General features: G+C 41.3%; 14 protein-coding genes and 2 pseudogenes. 6 read left to right on the top strand and 10 right to left on the bottom strand.

Annotated features, from left to right (window positions below; genetic code table 11):
- Nucleotides 1-133: pseudogene (locus IM507_RS04130) on the top strand (IS30 family transposase); the annotation flags it as partial.
- A 241-nt stretch (nt 134-374) separates the two neighbouring features.
- Here IM507_RS04130 and IM507_RS04135 read toward each other — a convergent pair.
- The 5 genes from IM507_RS04135 to IM507_RS04155 form a co-directional block, all read right to left on the bottom strand.
- On the bottom strand, nt 375-1,565 hold the full coding sequence (locus IM507_RS04135; protein WP_190538085.1) for a HEAT repeat domain-containing protein: 1,191 nt from the start codon (nt 1,563-1,565) through the stop codon (nt 375-377).
- A gap of 111 nt (nt 1,566-1,676) precedes the next feature.
- On the bottom strand, nt 1,677-2,453 hold the full coding sequence (locus tag IM507_RS04140; protein WP_103112319.1) for an energy-coupling factor ABC transporter ATP-binding protein: 777 nt from the start codon (nt 2,451-2,453) through the stop codon (nt 1,677-1,679).
- Between the two features lie 14 nt (nt 2,454-2,467).
- Nucleotides 2,468-3,241 (bottom strand): cobalt ECF transporter T component CbiQ, encoded by a 774-nt coding sequence (gene cbiQ, locus IM507_RS04145; protein WP_104396394.1) that lies wholly within the window; start codon nt 3,239-3,241, stop codon nt 2,468-2,470.
- Between the two features lie 104 nt (nt 3,242-3,345).
- Complete coding sequence (locus IM507_RS04150; RefSeq protein ID WP_002737314.1) at nt 3,346-3,669, bottom strand: PDGLE domain-containing protein; 324 nt, start codon at nt 3,667-3,669, stop codon at nt 3,346-3,348.
- Nucleotides 3,670-3,697: 28 nt separating this feature from the next.
- Nucleotides 3,698-4,426, bottom strand: a complete 729-nt coding sequence (locus IM507_RS04155; protein WP_002755902.1) for an energy-coupling factor ABC transporter permease — start codon at nt 4,424-4,426, stop codon at nt 3,698-3,700.
- A gap of 429 nt (nt 4,427-4,855) precedes the next feature.
- Between IM507_RS04155 and IM507_RS04160 the strand changes: the two genes are divergently transcribed.
- Both IM507_RS04160 and IM507_RS04165 read left to right on the top strand, forming a co-directional pair.
- Nucleotides 4,856-5,392, top strand: coding sequence for a deoxycytidylate deaminase (locus IM507_RS04160; RefSeq protein ID WP_002755901.1), 537 nt, complete (start codon nt 4,856-4,858; stop codon nt 5,390-5,392).
- Nucleotides 5,393-5,413: 21 nt separating this feature from the next.
- Nucleotides 5,414-5,743: a BrnT family toxin gene (locus IM507_RS04165; protein ID WP_069475637.1), complete on the top strand. Its 330-nt coding sequence runs from the start codon at nt 5,414-5,416 to the stop codon at nt 5,741-5,743.
- 196 nt (nt 5,744-5,939) lie between these two features.
- Here the strand turns inward: IM507_RS04165 and gyrB are convergent, their stop codons facing one another.
- Together gyrB and IM507_RS04175 are read right to left on the bottom strand one after the other, a co-directional pair.
- Nucleotides 5,940-9,167: a DNA topoisomerase (ATP-hydrolyzing) subunit B gene (gene gyrB, locus IM507_RS04170; RefSeq protein ID WP_069475636.1), complete on the bottom strand. Its 3,228-nt coding sequence runs from the start codon at nt 9,165-9,167 to the stop codon at nt 5,940-5,942.
- Nucleotides 9,168-9,690: 523 nt separating this feature from the next.
- Nucleotides 9,691-10,401: a response regulator transcription factor gene (locus IM507_RS04175; RefSeq protein WP_002737246.1), complete on the bottom strand. Its 711-nt coding sequence runs from the start codon at nt 10,399-10,401 to the stop codon at nt 9,691-9,693.
- Nucleotides 10,402-11,145: 744 nt separating this feature from the next.
- Between IM507_RS04175 and IM507_RS04180 the strand changes: the two genes are divergently transcribed.
- Complete coding sequence (locus IM507_RS04180) at nt 11,146-11,289, top strand: hypothetical protein (protein WP_002736495.1); 144 nt, start codon at nt 11,146-11,148, stop codon at nt 11,287-11,289.
- A gap of 117 nt (nt 11,290-11,406) precedes the next feature.
- On the opposite strand, the gene IM507_RS04185 is transcribed toward IM507_RS04180, so the two are convergent.
- Nucleotides 11,407-12,627, bottom strand: coding sequence for a molybdopterin molybdotransferase MoeA (locus IM507_RS04185; protein ID WP_002738033.1), 1,221 nt, complete (start codon nt 12,625-12,627; stop codon nt 11,407-11,409).
- Nucleotides 12,628-12,638: 11 nt separating this feature from the next.
- On the opposite strand from IM507_RS04185, the gene IM507_RS04190 reads away from it, so the two are divergent.
- Entirely contained in the window at nt 12,639-13,526 is an 888-nt protein-coding gene (locus IM507_RS04190; protein ID WP_002736963.1) for a glutaminase, read from the top strand.
- A gap of 3 nt (nt 13,527-13,529) precedes the next feature.
- Complete coding sequence (locus tag IM507_RS04195) at nt 13,530-15,251, top strand: ArnT family glycosyltransferase (protein ID WP_002736372.1); 1,722 nt, start codon at nt 13,530-13,532, stop codon at nt 15,249-15,251.
- Here the strand turns inward: IM507_RS04195 and IM507_RS04200 are convergent.
- A pseudogene (locus tag IM507_RS04200) lies at nt 15,248-15,523 on the bottom strand (carotenoid oxygenase family protein); the annotation flags it as partial. The gene IM507_RS04195 and the pseudogene IM507_RS04200 overlap by 4 nt on opposite strands.
- A 264-nt stretch (nt 15,524-15,787) precedes the next feature.
- Nucleotides 15,788-18,907 (bottom strand): TIGR03032 family protein, encoded by a 3,120-nt coding sequence (locus tag IM507_RS04205; protein ID WP_287636669.1) that lies wholly within the window; start codon nt 18,905-18,907, stop codon nt 15,788-15,790.
- Nucleotides 18,908-19,271: the final 364 nt, after the last annotated feature.

Below are 19,271 nucleotides of genomic sequence, written 5' to 3' on the forward strand. Positions count from 1 at the left end.
AATCGTTAAGCCAGAGGAGGTGGAAAGAGCCGTAAACTTGATTAACAATCGTCCTCGAAAATGTCTTGACTATCGTACCCCGAATGAGGTATTCTATAAAGGTAGATCAGACAGTGATGCAATTCAGACTTGAATTGGCCCTTTAACTAATCAGATAGATTTAGTTTTTGCTCCCTAAAAAAAAACTGCTCTGGTATTCTAGAGAGAGGAATTCTGGAGACGGAGAGAAGAAAATAGAGAATAATTGCTTTCTGTCAATTTTGCCATTAAAGCCCAATCTGCTCAAGAAGTGCAGGAGAAATTAAACGCTATCCTTGGGGAAATGGATGCGGATCACTGGGCAAATTCATCACATCTGTGCAGCGGGAAATTAGCTATATAGTTCTATGATCTAGCTTTTTCAGGGCGCTAAGAGCATGGAGACGGACGATTGCTTCCCCATCGGCTGCTAAAGTCAGCAAAATACTTTTATTATCCCGCTCTAATTCTCCTAAAGCGATCGCTAGAGACTGTTTAACTCCCGTATCAGTGAAGAGTGCCGGACGGGAGTGATAAAAATTACTGAGAATTTCCCCTGCTTGTTGGCGTAATTTCTGGGAGGTTTGCCGGCCAAGAATAGCGATAATTTCCCGACAAATCAAGACATTTTCGCTATATAAAGCCTTTTCTAGATAATTTAAAGCTTCTCCATCCTCGATCCAGCCTAATGCTCGCACTACAGTTAATTTTAAACTATCGGGAGTTAAGGAAGATTGCAGGAGTGGATTTAAAGCTTTAGCTGAGGTTGCTGTGCCGATACGACTGAGAGCGATCGCAGTTTCTTGACAGATCTCAAGGTGGACATCGAATAACAGCGGTTGCAGATGGTTAACTAAATCTGCTTGGGGATAATTCGTCCCTAGGTAACTACTAGCTTTAATTGCTTCCCGTCGCACCTCGATGGCCGGATCCTGTAAAGCATCGAGGATAATCACAGTAATCTGGGGATGGTGAAAACTGCTTAAAGCTTCGATCGCCATAGACCGAATGGCGCTAGATTGATCCTTAACTACGGTTAAAAGCGGTTCGATAATTTCTGGTCGGCGAATTTGTGATAAAGCTTGTACGGCTAAAAAACGGGTATTAGAGTCGGACAGTAATTGTCCTAAACTGGAGATGGCAGAACTGCCGATATTAGCTAAAGCAGCCGCAGCCATTTGGCTGAGTTCCTCCTCCTCCGATCTTTGCAATAATTGACTGAGAGCGAGAATACAGGCTCGATCGTCAAATTGACTGAGAATTCTCGCCAGAAACCAGCGCATTTCCCCATCTTGATCCTCGGATTCTAACAGGGCAATTAAAGGAGCGATCGCTGGTTTGCCGATTTGGGGAAATAGTTTCGCTATTTCCCATCGCTGTTGAAAATCGCATTTTTGTAAAGCTTCTAGGGCTAAATCGAGGATTTCATCGTTAATAATCGATTCAATCGCATCTTTTTGGTTTAAAAGTCGCTGTATGCTGGCGTTTACTGTCTCCCAGTCCTTTTTATTCAACGCTATCTGAGCTTTTTCTAGCAGAGCTTGCATCGTGAGAAATGGCCTCGATTTTCGTGCTACCTATCTCAAGAATGTCAGACTTTCTCGCTTTTGTCCTCTCTCATAATGCAAGAAACCGATAATAAATCTCCAAATTGTGCATCAGACATCAGTATAGGGGGCATCAGCGATCGCACAGTAGGGACGACTATAACAAAGGGGTGTTTCCAAGTCGTGTTGTTCCAAAAATTCCCGATTACTTAAAATCCTAGCGGTTTCTCCCTCAGCTACCACCTGACCACGACTTAACACCACCGTGCGATCGCATAGTTCTAAAGCTAGATCGAGATCATGGGTGGCGATCACTTGAGTTTGGGGTAAAGTGGCCAACAGTTGTATTAATTGCCGACGGGACCGGGGGTCCAGTTGGGCGCTAGGTTCATCAAAAACTAAGACCTCCGGTAACATGGCTAAAACCCCCGCAATGGCCACGCGTTTTTTTTCACCCCCCGATAGATTCTGACTGTTTCTCTTACCGTAATGCTGGGAATCCAATCCCACCGCGTGTAAAGCATGATGACAGCGATGGTTTAGATCCTCTCCCCGAATACCCTGATTCATCGGGCCAAAAGTCACATCTTCCCAGACAGTGGGCATAAATAGCTGATCGTCGGGGTTTTGGAAGACTAAACCGACAAAATTGCGGATATTTTCTAAATTCTCCGGTTTAACTTCGTAGGGACCGACGGTGATTCTACCGGTTTGCGGCGGGAGAATACCGTTAAAATGCAGTAATAAGGTGGATTTTCCCGATCCATTTGCCCCGACTAAAGCCACCTTTTCCGTAGCTTCAATGGCTAAATTAATACCTTTTAACGCTTCTGTGCCGTCAGGATAGGTATAAACTAGGTTTTCAATAAAAATCGGGTTGTGGTGCATGAAAAACGAGACTTTTACCTGAGTAGATGTACCATTTGACCCCAGAGGATCAGAATTACTATGGCAATTATAGCGAGATAATCTTTCAGCTTACTTTGGGGAACCTGTACAGAGGGCAAGGAACCAGTGTAACCCCTCGATAACATGGCTTGATAAATGCGATCGCCACGTTCGTAGGTACGGATAAATAAAGCGCCGATCATGTGTCCCACTAGCAGCCGTTGCCATCGGGGACTACTCATTAAATTGCGCGCAATTGCTGCCCTTCGCATGGAATTAAATTCAGTGATCAAAACAGCTAGATAACGATACATAGAAGCTAAAATTGCCACCAATAAAGGGGGAGTTTTCAGGGTAACTAATGCTTGCAACAGGTCGGGAATTGCTGTGGTTAAAACCAGAATATTGACCGTACAAAGACAGAGAAAAGCTTTTAAGGCCACACTGCTTAAAACCAGCAATCCCTCGCTAGTTATCCGCAAAAATCCCCAAGACCAAAGAATTTCCCCGCCATCGCGAAAAAGGGTTCCCAATAAAACCACACCGATAAAGACAAATTCGATCGCTACTCTTCGTAAAAGTACGCTAATAGTCACCCGACTGATCAGAATTAAAATAATTAATCCTAATCCGTAAATCCCCCAAGTTTCCCAGCTACCATTCGGGGTTAAGGCTGTGGCAAAAACTAACAAAAGAGTCACTAAAACCCGGGTATGGGGCGCAAGTTTCTGCCAAAAACCGCAATTTTGGCACTCATTTTCGCGAGAAAAAGTGGCAATGTGTAGCATTTATTCAGTTATCAGTTATCAGTGATTTAGGGATTTAGGGATTTAGGGAAATTTCAGCCAAATGCCGCACTACCCCACTACCCCACTTCTCGACTCCTATCTACTTATTCCTGATTTTGGGATTTTGGAATGACTAATTTACCGATACCCCAAGCGATGCCGAAAGTGGCAAGAGTTCCCAGAAAACCGGCGAGGGGAGTGGCCACACCTTCGGGAACACCTTTGAGGGCATAACCATCAAAAATTCGGGCGGAGGGTAATTGATTACCGAGGGCGTTAGGGTCTTCTTTTTGGCTAAATTGTAAGTCTTCCGCCACTCGATCGAGTCCGTCGGGATCGGGACTGGCAAAGGGAGAAAGAAAAACGGCGATAATTAGGGACAATACCAAGCCAATCAGAAAAAATTGGCTATTTCTGCGAATATTCATCGACTTAATTGCTTTATTGACGAGAAGCTTAGGAAGGGGAAACAGAAGTATTAACGGAATGGGGCGGATCGTAGAGGAGATCGGGACGGGTTCGCCAGATATAACCGACAGCGAAAACGGTAATCACCGCTTCCCCGATACCGATAAGGATATGCCAAGATAACATGGCCACAAGGGCGACTAAAGGCGGTACAGTCCCCGATAAAGCCAATTGCAGGGCGCAAGCTAACGCCGCCACCACCACACTTGTCCAAGCAGCCACGGCAACAGCGATCGCCATACTGCGCCAACGATGAAAACCGAAGGCTTTTCTAATCCCCAGATAGAGATAATAACCGCCAAACGTCCCGATCAGACCCATATTGACGATATTTGCCCCTAAAACCGTTAAACCGCCATCTTGAAAAAATAAAGCTTGCACGATAAAAACCACCGCCATCACCAGAGAACCCGCCCAGGGACCGAGTAAAACCCCCGCGAGAGTCCCCCCTAACAAATGTCCGGAGGTTCCCCCCGGAATGGGAAAATTAATCATCTGGGCGGCAAAAATAAAGGCGGCACAAACTCCCATCAAAGGTACAGCCCGTTCAGCGTAGTGACCGCGCACTTTTTTGAGAGAAAAGCCAATCAGGACAACGGCAATTATCCAAGTAAATAGACTCACCGATGGACTCAAAAAGCCGTCGGGTATATGGAGGGCGAGATAAGGGGTCAGGAGAGGGTGAAACAAACCAACCCCTAGAAAATTAACAGACATTAAAATTCAGTCTCCTTGGCAATTTGGGTTAAAGATTTCCATAGAATTGCGTCGCTAGGACGGAAAAGTCCTCTCTTCTAGTAGATAACTAACCGCTTCATTTTACAATGCCCTCTCTGGGGATTTAAACCCTTTAGCTTCTTAAGAATTTCTGTTATTTTTCTGGTCGTCAGGGTTTAGCTATCAGCCAAAATCTCAATTATTCTCAAGCAGTCAAATTATTTAAATTATTATTAATTTTTCGAGGTTTTTTCAGTTTTTATGCTATTCCTTAATCAGTGAGCAGTTATCAGTTAGAAGAGGCTGGTGACTACATTGACTACGCGATCGGTAGTCAGGGCAGTGCTTTAATTGGTTTAGAGGTCATCTAATGATAAGCTATCAGAGATAACTCCCTCTTTTTCGCTTTTTCTAGCTTGGTGTGAAACCGTGATCAACTCTGAAGAAAAAAGACCGACTTGGGACGAATACTTTTTAATGATCGCTAAATTAGCCGCTACCAGATCCACCTGTTTAGCTTTTCCCGTCGGTGCGGTAATTGTCAAAGATCGGCAGGTTTTAGCCACGGGGTACAATGGTTCTCCATCGGGAACGGTTCATTGTACTGCCCAGGGTTTTTGTTATCCCGGTTTGGGAACCTGTCGAGAATCTGGAGAAATTCCCTCTCGGGCAATTCATGCTGAAGCTAATGCGATCGCTCAAGCGGCTAAACACGGTATTTCTACCCAAGGAGCTAGTATCTATGTTACCTTAGAACCCTGTATTTCCTGTTTAAAACTAATTATTTCTTCGGGAATTAAGGAAGTTTTCTACGAAGCGGACTTTAATAGTGGGACAAAAGCCATGTTAAGGGATTCTTTTCTAGAAACGGGGATTATTAAGTATAAAAAGATTTATTTATCGGAAGAAATGGCTAGTCATGCGGCCTTATTTTTATTAAATCCCATTTCGATCGATCCCAGGTAGTTATCCTCAACGGCGACATCAATGACGACCCCGCAACTTTTCGAGTGGGATGAAAATAAGCGTCAGGCTAATATAGAAAAACACGGCATAGATTTCGCCGACCTGGAAGCGATTTTTAGGGGTCCAATAATTGAGCGCGTGGATACCCGTCAGAATTACGGCGAAATTCGAGTGATTCTAGTGGGTACAATCGATAATATCGTTTTGGTGGTGGTTTATACATGGCGTGACTCGGTTCGTCGAATAATTAGTGTTAGGAGGGCTAACAACCGTGAACGAAGAACATATTACCAGAGTCACCCGCGAACAGTGGGCGAATTTGAAAGGCAAAACGAACTGGGAGAAAGTTAAAGGGATGAGTGAGGCGGAAATTGCCAAAAACGCCCTAGAAGACCCCGATAATCCACCGCTGCCGGCTGATTTTTTCGATGAAGTTCTGGAATGCGCCCCGGGTTCCTTGAATCCCTAACCCTCCGATTAGTAACTGGATTTAGGGATTTTATCGGGGGCTGTATTAGCCTAGACTAACACAGCCCAAAGTTACGGTTTAAATGTCCAAATCCGTAAGATTTAAACGCGATCCGTGGGTTTCGATAAATTCTCGCCGGGGGGCAACTCGATCGCCCATAAGAATGGTAAATAATTCCTCTGCTTTGGCTGCGTCTTCGATTTCCACCCGTTTTAAAGTGCGAGTTTCGGGATTCATGGTAGTATCCCAAAGTTGTTGGGGCATCATTTCTCCTAACCCTTTAAAACGTTGGATTGTGTAGTTAGCATTGGAGGGAAATTCCGCTATCTTTTGCTGTAATTCTCGATCGCTATAGCAGTAGGAATGATTTTTACCGCGTTCCAATTTATAGAGAGGAGGACAGGCGATATATACATAACCTTGATCAATTAAATTCTTCTGATAACGATAGAAGAAAGTTAACAACAAAGTTCGGATGTGGGCGCCATCCACATCAGCGTCAGTCATTAAAACAATGCGATGATAGCGCAATTGTGAGGGGTCGAAATCTTCTCCTTTAATCCCTAAACCGAGGGCGGTAATTAAGGATTGAATTTCCGTATTTTTGTAGATTTTAGCATCATCGGTTTTTTCGATATTGAGGATTTTTCCCCGCAGAGGTAGAATCGCTTGAAAACGACGATCGCGCCCCTGTTTGGCACTGTTATGGACGAAAACGCCGGAAGCAAGGGCAAAGTTATGGGTATGAGGAACCTCGATATCATAGACATCGAATCTTGTTTCTAATCGCTCGATCGCCACAACTCGATGATTGTAATTAGCCACCGCTTCTAAGGCTTTATTTTTATCACCATCAAAGTAGCGATCGCAGAAAGAATCAAATCGCAATATTGATTTATCCCGCGTCTGAAGCCGATATTTTTGATAAGCTTCCAAATCAATATAACCTCGTTCGATCTCAATTTGTTTTAAGGTCGCTAGGGTTTTTTGATAGTAAGTTTTATTCAAAGCATCACGACGTTTTGAACGAAATTCCCCTGTCCATTGTTCTTTAGTTTTCTCCCGTCGCCATGATAGTAAATCCTGATTTTGCCATTGTTGTTTGGCAGTTTCAGAATAAACTTGACGCTGTTCAGGATGGTCGATAAAGTATTGACGAACTTTATCCGCTTGTGCTTGGCGATTTGTCTGGTTACTCCAATATTGCTGTTGTGCTTGATAAAGTTGTTCGGCATTGTGTCGGCGGTATTCCTCATTTGTATCGTAGAAAGTGCGCCATTTTTCGGTCATGTAGGCTTTATATGCTGCTACTTCCCATTGTGCTTTGGCTTGTTCTGATAAAATTTGCCTTGTTTCTGGTTCTAACATTCGTTGACTCATCATCAAGCGAAATTCATCAGTCTGACGAAGTTGACGACATTTTTCGATCACTTCAGGACGATGTAAAGTTTTCTGAATGTGATAACGATGTAATTCCAAATGATCCTGAATGGATAATCTTTGAAGATTGGAGGGATTATTGTTCAGTTTATTGAAGTCTATGTGATGACAATGTTCTCCATCTTCGAGTTGATAAATTCCCTGCCAACGATTATACCAATCAGCGATCGCATGAGTGAACAACCAAGAATCGGAAGCGGGATTCCAGACCATTTCATAACCGTTAATGGTGATTCCGGGGTCACGAAGATCGGACAATTTCCGATACAAAGGCATTAAAGCATCTTCTGGAGTTAAAGCCGCAGCAGGTTTATAGCTACCATCTCTTAACAGGAAAAGATGGTCAGGAGTACAAATAATCGCTTCACCATGATCGAGAGTAATTTTAATTACTTCTGCGTCTTTTTTGGTGATGCGGGCATTAATAACTCGTTCAACCCCGATCGTGCCATTGTCGCGAATGGTATAACAAAAATGTTCCTTTCCTTGGGCTTGTTCGGTCACTAGCTGTTTAAAACTGAGGTTGCGTCCATCGACAAGGGCGATTTCTGTATCACCATGAAAACAACCGCCGGCGCTGTCACCTTCGACGATGTAAATTTCTGACTTTTCCGGGTCTCTTTCGCTACAATCAGCCAATTTACCCGGTAAAGGTGAGGATTCCAAGACCGATTTCCGTCGTACTAAGTCCCGGGCCCGTCGGGCTGCTTCCGCCGCTTTGTACGCTTGTACTGCTTTTTCGATAATCGTGTCGGCCACTTGGGGATTTTGTTCTAGGTATTCGTTGAGAGTTTCCCCCACCAGGGAATCGACGATACCCCGGACTTCAGTGTTACCCAATTTGGTCTTGGTTTGGCCCTCAAATTCCGGTTCGGGGACTTTTACGGAAATAACGGCGGTTAAACCCTCGCGGACGTTTTCCCCCGCTAGATTAGGCTCGTTTTCTTTAATTTTATTGCGTTTACGAGCAACATTATTTAAAGTACGGGTCAGGACTGCCTTTAATCCTTCTAGGTGAGTTCCCCCGTCAATGGTGCGGATGTTATTAGCAAAACCGAGAATATTGTCGCTATAGGCATCTATACACCACTGAAAAGCCACTTCGATATTAATTCCCGTCTTTTCCCCCGATACATAGATAATATCTTTGTGCAGGGTTTCTTTTTCCCGACACATATAGGCGACGTATTCTTTAATACCCCCCTCATAACAATAGGTTTCGATGTGGGGTTCTTCGGGACGGTAATCGCTAAAGGTGATTTTAACACCAGCATTTAAGTAGGCTAGTTCTCGTAAACGTCCGGAGAGGGTACTGTAATCAAATTCGATGCCTTGGCTAAAAATTTCGGTGTCTGGCAGGAAATTAACCCTAGTTCCCGTTTTTTCCTCTTGACTGGGACTGCTGACCAATTCTGTGACGGGGATACCTCTTTCGTAGCGTTGGGTATGTACTTTATGATCGCGCCAGACTGTCACATCGACCCATGCAGAAAGAGCATTAACGACGGAAATCCCGACTCCGTGTAACCCTCCCGACACTTTATAACCACCACTGCCAAATTTACCGCCGGCATGAAGTATAGTGAGAACGGTTTCGAGGGCAGATTTACCCGTGGTGGGGTGAACATCGGTGGGAATACCCCGGCCATCGTCAGTGACGCTGACGGAACCATCGGCCTTGATATCCACTTCGATATGAGTACAGTAACCCGCTAGGGCCTCATCGATCGAGTTGTCCACCACTTCATAGACTAAATGATGTAGTCCCCGCGGCCCGGTCGTACCGATATACATCCCCGGCCGCTTCCTGACTGGTTCTAACCCTTCGAGAACTTGTATCTGTTCCGCGCCGTAGTTACTTGTCATAAAATTTCCCTAAAAAGGCTGTGATCCCTGATTGAACCTAAATGAATGGCAAAATCTTCAAAAATTGTAGCACATAAGGGTTAAAGACTGCTTAAATGCCTTTAGAGAGAATTTTTTATTAGGGTTGGGGTGTGGGGGGTGGGGAAGTGGGGTGTGGGGTTGGGGTGTGGGGAAGTGGGGAAGTGGAGAAGTGGGGAAATTGAACTAAAACCCCAAAACCCCAAAACCCCTAAATCCCTAAATCCCTATCTCCTGTCTCCTGTCTCCTGAATGCTGACTCCTGATCACTGCCAATTACTGATCAATAGTCTTTAAATAGGGTTGGCTGAATAAATCTAAAAACCTTGTTGGGTAAGACTTTTAGACCTTTTGGCCATCAAAAAGTAATGGTTCTGGGAGTGATCGGGGGAAAAATTCCTGGACTTTTTCCCTGAAAATTAGGTAATTGACCCCCTCAAAACCAGTAAAACCCCACACCCCACACCCCACACCCTGCCCCCAGGAAAAACTTTTTCAGCAGACCCTAAATAATGTCATCCTCAAATTTATAACCGACACCGACCACAGTTTTGATAAAGATCGGATTAGCAGGATCGGGTTCTACTTTTTTGCGTAAGCGTCGGATATGGGTATCTACTACCCTTTCATCGCCAAAAAAATCATTTCCCCAGAGATTATCGATTAATTGGGTGCGACTCCAGACGCGATTGGGATAACTGACAAAGGTAGCGAGTAGATTAAATTCTAAGGTGGTTAAATCGAGGGTTTCCTCCGGCATTCCCTCCAATTTACGAAGAGCAGAATGTTGATCTAAGTCGATAATAAAATGACGGCTGCGATGGAGTTGCTGGGGTTGACTATCGTGTCTTAAACTACGTCTTAATAAGGCTCTTACGCGAGCGGTTAATTCCCGGGGACTAAAGGGTTTGACCATATAATCATCGGCTCCCGTAGATAGACCGATAATGCGATCAATTTCTTCTCCCCTAGCGGTTAACATTAAAATATAGGGGTCTTTTGTCCCCGGTTTTTGGCGAATTCTAGCACACAATTCCAGTCCGTCTAATTCCGGTAACATTAAATCTAAAATCACTAAGTCTGGTTGCTTTTGATAAAATAGTTCTAGTCCTACTCTACCATTATAAGCCAGATGACAAGTAAAGGACTCCCGCTCTAAAGTTTGCTGAATCAAATGGGCGATTTCAATTTCATCTTCGATAATAACGATATCCATACAAGGGAAAAAGTTTACAAATATCTAGGCAGATTTTAACATATTAAAGGCCGATTCAAGTCTGAATTGCATCACTATCTGATCTACCTTTATAGAATACCTCATTCGGGGTCTGATAGTCAAGATATTTTCGAGGACGATTGTTAATCAAGTTGAAGCAGCAGCGATTGCTTTCTATCATCAACAAACTGATTGGCCAGTAGTGCAAACTCTGGTCTGTGATCATGCTCCCCAATTCAAATTACTGACTGATAATATTACTTTGTGTTGGGTACATGAGGAACGACATTATAAGAAGTTGACTCCTTATGTTGCTTGTCACCAAAAAGCTCTTGATCAATTGCTGGATGATTTCTGGGATTACTACCGAGACTTGCTGGCTTACAAAGATGCACCCAGTCAACAGATGGCAGCAAAACTCCGATCTGAGTTTTGGAAACTTTTCGATACTTAAAGCGGTTATCAACAGTTGAATGAGCGAAAACAATTAACACTGCTGAAAATTTCGGAGTTGCTTTTAGTCTTAGAGCATCCCGAATTGCCCTTGCATAATAATCCGGCGGAGTTAGCTGCTAGGACGATGGTGCAGCGACGTAATATTAGTTAGGGACTTGCGCTTTGATAATGTGCCATCTGGCTGGTCTGGTTCTTCTACAGAGCGATTTTCTGGCTGGGATATTATTCCTACGCAAGTCCCTTATGCTACTCAAACTCTGACAGGGGACTCAGGCTTGGGATGCTTTTATGTCCCTTGTTGCTACTACTCGGAAATTAGGAATCAGCTTTTTTGAGTATGTTCGTGACCGCATTTCTCAACTTGGTAATAGTCCCTCTTTGGCAACTATTATTCGTGAGCAGTCTTCTCTCAATCACCTTGCTTGTTCATGAATACCAGAATAACTCCTGACCCCGATATATTGAGGGGATATGGGAGATCGAACCCAAAATCTATCTTCAATTTAATTATAACCAGCTACCTAGCCAAAAATTTGGTTAGGTATTTTTTTAGTAAACTATCATAACTTCTACTGTTTCTCCTGCTTGTATAGTAGTTTTACCCTGGGGAATTATGACCAAAGCATTAGTACCCGCTAAATTAATTAAATTAGCTGAATTGTGTTGTCCAGAAGCGAGTTTAAATTGATAGACTCCCTCGATAATTTCTATTTTTCCCCAGAGATAAACTTCTCTTTGTCCCTTAGATTTGAGAGTATCGCGGGTGATAACTCGCAGAAATTTGTTCTGATAATCTGTCAATCCTGATAATTTTTTAATGGCCATTTGTACGAAGCGCCAACAGGAAACTAAAGCAGAGACGGGATTACCGGGGATACCAAAGTAAATACAACCGTTAGGAAAAGTAGCAAAGGTTAAGGGTTTACCCGGTTGAATAGCAACGCTGCGAATCAGAATTTTTCCCCCTAATTCCTCTAAAATTCCCTCAATATAATCGTAATCTCCCACGGAAACACCGCCGGTGGAAAGGACGATAGCACTAGAATTAATGGCTTTTCTGATAGTTTCTCTGAGAAGTTCGGGATTATCTTTGATTATACCTAAAGGTCTAGGAATTGCCCCTAAACTGGTGATAAATGCCGTTAAAGCGTAGCGATTTGAGTCAATAATTTGACCTTTTTGGAGGGTTTCATCGGGATTAATTAATTCATCTCCCGTGGAGAAAATTGCCACTTTCGGACGGGAAAAAACTGTTAATTCGGTAGCTTGTGCCGTGGCTAAAACTGCTATTTCTGGAGAATTAAGGGCAATACCGGCTTTTAATAAGGCATTTCCTGCTTGATAGAATGTGCCGCGTTGACGCACGAAAAGACCTATTTTTTCGGGAGGGATAAGAATCGCCACCCGCTCCCCTTTTTGTTGAGTATTTTCCTGCATAATAATCGTATCACTGCCGGTGGGTAACATCGCTCCTGTAAATATTCGGGCTGTTTCTCCCGGTTGAATAATTTTTTCGGGGACTTTGCCGGCGGGAATTTCGGCGATAATCTTTAGAGTAACGGGATTTTCTGGGTTAGTGTCTTTAACATCTTCGTAACGGACAGCATAGCCATCCATTGCGGAATTATCCCAATAGGGAAAGTCTAAATCACTGCTGATATCTTCGGCTAAAATGCGCCCAAAAGCTGCCTCTAGAGAAACTTTTTCTGTTTGCTTTTGGGGTTGAATTTGAGTTAAAATTATAGATTCTGCTTCTTTGACTGAGTACATGGATTAAAAAAATGAACCGATTAACTAGATTAAGGGTGGAAGATATACAAGCTTGGATTGGGGAAGTGCATTTATTGGATAGGAAGGGTCAGACTCCCTATTATATACCAGTTTTGAACCGAGTTAATCCCGAGGTTTTCGCTCTTCAGATTCACTGTCTTGAGGGGGAGATTTTGTCTTGGGGAGATGAAACTGTAACTTTTCCTTTGATGAGTGTGATTAAACCTTTTTTGTTATTATATCTTTTAAACCATTTAGGGGAAGATGCTGTTTTTCGTCGCGTGGGAAAACAAGCTTCTAGTTATCCTTTTAATTCTTTAACTCAACTGCAAGAGGATAGCGGTTTTCCCCGTAATCCTCTGATTAACAGTGGTGCGATCGCTTTGGCGGATTTATTAGGAGGGGAAACGCCAGAATCTCGCTGTGAAAATTTGCTTTTATGGTTAAATAAAATGGGTAATTGTCAATTATTTCTTGATCGCTCTGTGCTTGAGTCTGTTCACTCTTATCCTAATGTTCACAATCAAGCTCTAAGCTTAGAATTAGAAAAAAATGGTTATATCAGTCATCGTTACTTAGCTCTGGAAACCTACAATCGAATCTGTTGTTTATCTGGAAAAATTGCCGATCTTGCTAATTTAGGTAAGTTAATTTTAGCTGCTCCTTTTGGCGAAATTATTCTAGAAATTATGACTAATTGTGGACTCTATGAAGCTTCCCAACAATTCGCCATTGAGGTGGGTTTTCCAACAAAATCAGGAGTTAGTGGAGCTTTATTATCTATTCTGTCAGACGAGGGAGTTATTGCTTGTTATAGTCCTCTGTTAAATGAGCAAGGTAATTCAGTTTTAGGTCTGGATTTATTAACAAAATTAAGTAATTTTTTCAAGGAAATTTAAGCCATGAAAACAAGATTGAACTTTTCAAAAAAACACCGATTCTATTTAGTAATTATCTTGCTGATATTTATGGCTTTATGCGTCACCAGTTTATTTTTTCCCCTACCAGAATCCCTCAACTATGATGAAGGTTATCATTATGAAAGTGGAGTAGAAATTCTCAGAGGTACGGCAGCGAAACGGGGCAATGAAGATATTTATCATCGCAATATTATGCCAGCTTCAGCACTGCATCCCCTAGTTGATCAAACAATACAAAATATTTTTCCTATCTCTAAATATCTAAACTTAGAAAATAAGTTTTTTGGACGGTTTGCTACGATTATTATCTCAGTAATTTTAGCCATATATGTTTTTATCTGGTCAAAACAACTCTATGGAGTGTTAGCAGGATTTTTAGCCTTAATTCTCTATGTTCTCGATCCTAATATTATCGGAAATTCACGGATAATTACTCAAGATTTATTCGGAGCAGCTTCAACTTTTATTGCCATTTACTATTTCTGGTCTTTCCTAAGATTTGGTAGCAGAAAAAATCTGGTTTTAAGTATATTAACTTTTGGAATTGCCCAGATTTGCCGCTTAACAGCCGTTTATTTAGTTCCCATTTATATAATTTTAGGTCTTGGTTTTTACCATCGGGAAATTATTCAATCTATTCAAACCAAACATATTCGCGTAATTCAACGGGTAATTAAGCGCAGTATCTTCTATATACTAGCTCTGATTTTATCAACAATATTAATCATAAATATTGGTTATTCTTTTGAGAGAAGTGGCACTCAATTGCAGAATTATCAATTTCTCAGTCATAGTTTTAAGCAACTGCAAACCTATCCTGTCTTAAAATCTTTGTCGATTCCTATTCCCGCTGCTTATTTGCAAGCATTAGACTTCGGTAAGTATAAACAAGAAACAGGTTTTGGTAGTGGAATGCCATATCTTTTGGGACAGTTAGGATTTATAGTTGATCCAGTACAAGGATTTAAAATTAAGGGATTTCCCCAATATTTTCTGATCACTTTTCTCTATAAAGTACCGATAGCTACCCAAATATTTATCTGGTTGGGATTTATCAGTTTATTTCTCTGGAGAAAACAGTTAAATTTTTGGCAGAATGAAGCTTTTTTGATTATTCCCAGTCTATTATATTTCATCTTAATGAGTTCTAACACTGCTCAAATAGGTATTAGATATATTTTAATGATTTTCCCCTTTTTATTTGTCTTTGCTAGTCGGATTGTTACCGGTTGGCCAGCTTATAAAAGACCCTATCGCATTTTAATTATTGTCCTGACCCTTTACCTACTAATTTCCAATCTCTCCTATTTTCCCCATTATATTTCCTATTTTAACGAATTAGTTATTGATCGCAAAATGAGCTATCAAGTTCTGGTCGATTCTAATTTAGATTGGGGACAAAATAAAAACTATCTGCAAGACTATCTCCAAAAACATCCGAACGCTCTCTTTATTCGTTATGACGGAGATAATAAACTTAATTTAGTCATCGAGAATCAAAAAGTTGCACCCTCACAGGTTTCTCTCGATAATCCGATTAATTTACTGGTGATAGAAGCTAATCAATTAATCGGTATTACCACCGATTCTAACCATTTTTACTGGCTGCGTTCTAGTCGTCAACCTATTGATCATCTTGCTTATAGTTACCTAATTTTCAAGATTTCCTCTCAAGACGCAGCCAATATTTTTGGTAAAAACTAGAAACTGTTCACCAATACTTTTTCTGATTTTTCTTGCCAAGTACCATAAAAAATGGGAGGGATAACACTGGGTAATTGCAGACAGCAAAGGGGTTCTTTTTCTAACTGCTGACTGTCATAGATTCTCCCTTGGCTGCTGTGATTATTGCCGTCGTAAACCACGACGATTAACCATCCTGTCTCTGGAGATAAACCATCGCAGACAAAAATCGGTTCACTTCCATAACAGTTATTTTCTAGATAAGCAATAGTTAACTTACCCGTGGAGTGATTAGAGTTCTTAAGTACAGGGTGAGAGCATATCAAACGCTATTGACAATTGGCCAATTTTGTGATCCGCTTGCTGTGTGAGCATTTCAAGTGATACCAGTCAATTAGAATAGTTACGAAATCGACCAAATGGGTCGATTTTTGCTTAACAATTGAGATGGCAAATTCTCCTTGAATATGCCTAAATCGCACTCTGGGTAAGCAACTCACATAAAGTTCATTTTGTCAAGGATTGTTAAGATGCGTTTACCCTGATAATTCCAGTGATCAATTGGCTATCCTGATCATCTCTGGTGATTTTCCCGCAGCATAAATATCCCACATTGTCCGATAAGCTTTTTCTAAATTGCGGGTAAAATGAAGCGTATCAAATAACGGATAAGTAAGACGATTTTGTGCTAGTTTCTGTTTAATTTTGTGCAATTTATCAGGAGATTTTGCTAAATTAATCGCTAAATTTTTATACTCCTCTAAATTCTTAGTAATTAATTCAGGTAGGCCAATAGCTGTCAGTAAACTAGCACCAACACGGGAAGGAAAAGTTGCACCTGGACAAGTTATAATCGGTAAACCTGCCCATAAAGCATCACTCCCAGTCGTATGAGCATTATAGTATAAAGTATCAAGAAATAAATCAGCTAGTTGATGCCGCGCCAAATGTTCCGACTTAGGTTCGAGATGGGCAAAAATTAAGCGATCGCCTTCAATTCCTCGCGCTTTTGCTTCCCGACGTAGATTTGCTTCAGCTTCAGCTACTCTCGAAAATAACCATAATACACTACCGGGAACATTGGCCAGAATTTCCATCCATACAGTGAATATTTGCGGTTCAATTTTATAGGTGTGGTTGAAACAACAAAAGACAAAACCCGATTCAGGAAGACCATAATGGGAACGAGTAACAGGTTTAGATGATATAATTTGTTGATAATCATTAGCCTGATAACTATCCGGTAAAATTACCAATTTTTCAGTAAAATCATCAGCAGATTCTGGTGGTGTAACTATGGCATCACCAATAATATAGTCGATAAAATCTGCTCCCATTGTCCCCGGATAAACCAAATAATTAACTTGAATCGGTGCCGGTTTTAAAGCCAATATTTGTGTCCGCGCTTTATCAATATATCCCATCAAATCAACTAAAATATGCACCCCATCATTGAAAATCCGTTGTGCAGATTCCGTAATTGATAAAGTAGCAACATCATAAAAGCGATCGCAATCATTAGCAATGCGATGACGATACTCACTACCATCATCGGGACCATAGGAATAGGCAATTATTTCAAAGTTATTGCGATCATGTAAACCAAAGACACTTTGCATCAAATGACTGGTAGGATGATTACGAAAATCATGGCATAAATAACCTATTTTTAATCGTCCAGATCGGGTGCGGGAATGGTTAAAGTTGAGGGGTTTAGTAATCAATGCTAATTGTCTTTTAATTTCTTGAGCATAGTTAGAAGCTACTTTTAACTGTTGAGTAGCAGACCAAGGTTTATATAAGCTATCAAAGGGAGTTACTGCGGTAGTTTTTCTCTCTTGTAACTGTTTTTCTGTTAATTGCCAAAGTTGAATTAAATCAGCTTCTCTTGTGTCCCAATTACAAGTCATTTCCTTCATAGAAAATAAGCAAGCAAAAGCCTCTGGGGAATTAGGTTGAATGGCTAAAGCTTGCTTAAATACGCTCATAGCTGCTTCTACTTTGTCCTGTCTTCCTAACGCTAAAGCTAAACTATTGTAAGCTTTAATGTATTTAGGGTTAAGCTTAATTGCTGTTTGAAAATAAGCGATCGCTTCTTCAATTTTTCCCTGTAGTTGTAACACATTTCCTAAATTAAAGTGTGCCTCTGGATAATTAGGGTTTTTCCTGATTGCTTCTTGAAACTTTACCCCAGCATCCCCTAACTTATCCTGCATTTGTAAGACTAAACCTAAATTATTCTCAGCAAAAGCATAGTTTTGATCGCTACGAATAGCTTGGTTAAAGCAAATAATCGCCTCGTCTAAATCTCCCTTGCTAACTGCTATTATTCCTAAATTATTGTGGCTTTCTGCATAATTAGGGTTAATAAGTAAAGCTTGCTTATAAGCCAAAATAGCTTGATCAATTTGTCCTAAACTATCCATGATTACCCCCAACTGATGCCAAGCGGGTGCATATTGGGGAGATTGATTAATTAATTGTTGATAGAGAGCGATCGCTTCTTCAAGCTTAAGCTGTTTTTGCAAGGTGTATGCTTGCTGATAAAGGGTATCTGCTGGCGAAGTATCAGGCTGATTATTTGCTATATTTCCTCCAACTAAAGGAGAAATAGGATCGAGAGTAATAATTTTACTGATGTCATCATTTTGGAATCCTAAAGCTTGGGGACGTTTAACTCCTTCTAAGATTTGTATATCATAAAGTTCAGTCACTTCACCTTCTAAGCGTATCCAGTGAACAACTTCACCTGTTTTCAAATCAATAATTAGCAGACCACAGCGAGGTTCTGCTTCTTTAGCCATTAAATTATCATCTAAGATTAACCCCGAAAAAGTCTTATCTACCCCACGACTTTTAGATAATCCAACAATGGCATAATTTCCGACAAATGCTAAACCACGCAGAAAACCAGGACAAAAAGTAACAGGCTCAAAAATGCCCTTATTTTGATCAATATAACCAAAGTAACCCGTACCCGCATTTAATAACCATAACTTACCCTGATAAAATCGGGGAGAATGAGGCATAGATAAACCAGTAGCAATCACTTCATTAGACTGAATATCAATGACACAACCGCCAGTTTGTCTTCTGTCTCTCCACCCATCCACCACATCTGATTGACTACAAGCGGTAACATAACGCGCCTTCCCATCTACCAAAGCTAAACCATTGAGATGACAACGATCTTCATTGACTAAAGCGGAAATAAACGATGGTTTCCATAGGGGAATACAACTATGGCGATCGCTGACTGTCGCCAGACAATTTAACATGGTACTGATAAATATAATTCTTTTAGAGAGATTTTCTATTGCCAAATCGTGAATATCTAAATCCCCAGTAGTATAACTAATGCGGGGGATATAAAGTTTATCGTAACCATCATAAAGCTGTTCGGATGATAGCACATTATCTAGTTGCCAGATTTGATAGCGGGAACTAAGATAAATCCTTTCTGGGGTAGTATATAAACCCATGGCGCGGTCAAATATCCGCTCAAATCCCGACATCCCTCTTTCGGGGTTAACTCCTAAAAACATCAGTCGAGAACTTTGATAGGTAGTAAAAGCCAGACTAATCTGCTGAGACTCTAACCAATCAATGAAATTACGGGAAGCAATTATCTCTACGGGGATAGATTGATTAGTATTGGGAGTTGATTGATTCATCATAACCACAAAGACACAAAGACTAGCCAGTAGGGTGTGAAGCGCGATAGCGTAACGCACCAATTTAATGATAGAGGTGGTGCGTTACGGCGGCTTGTTAATTTTGGTTTTTTGACCGAATTGATGGCCGCAAATACGCACCCTACACCTAAATTAGGTGTGTCAGTCCACTACGATTTATGTTTTTGTTTGAGCGCGATCGTTTATAATCAAAATATCATTATTTTGGGTTTGCTGAATAAGTACGGGCGAAGCATTCGGATAGAAAATCTACCTTTTCACCGATAGGTTATTGTCCGAATGCTTCGCCCCTACAGGACGCGGGCCGATGAAGACGCAAGGTTTTGAACGACGATTCTCTCAAAAT

This window comes from Microcystis sp. M20BS1 (assembly GCF_020245305.1).
In the GTDB taxonomy this organism is placed as follows: Bacteria; Cyanobacteriota; Cyanobacteriia; order Cyanobacteriales; family Microcystaceae; genus Microcystis; species Microcystis ichthyoblabe_A.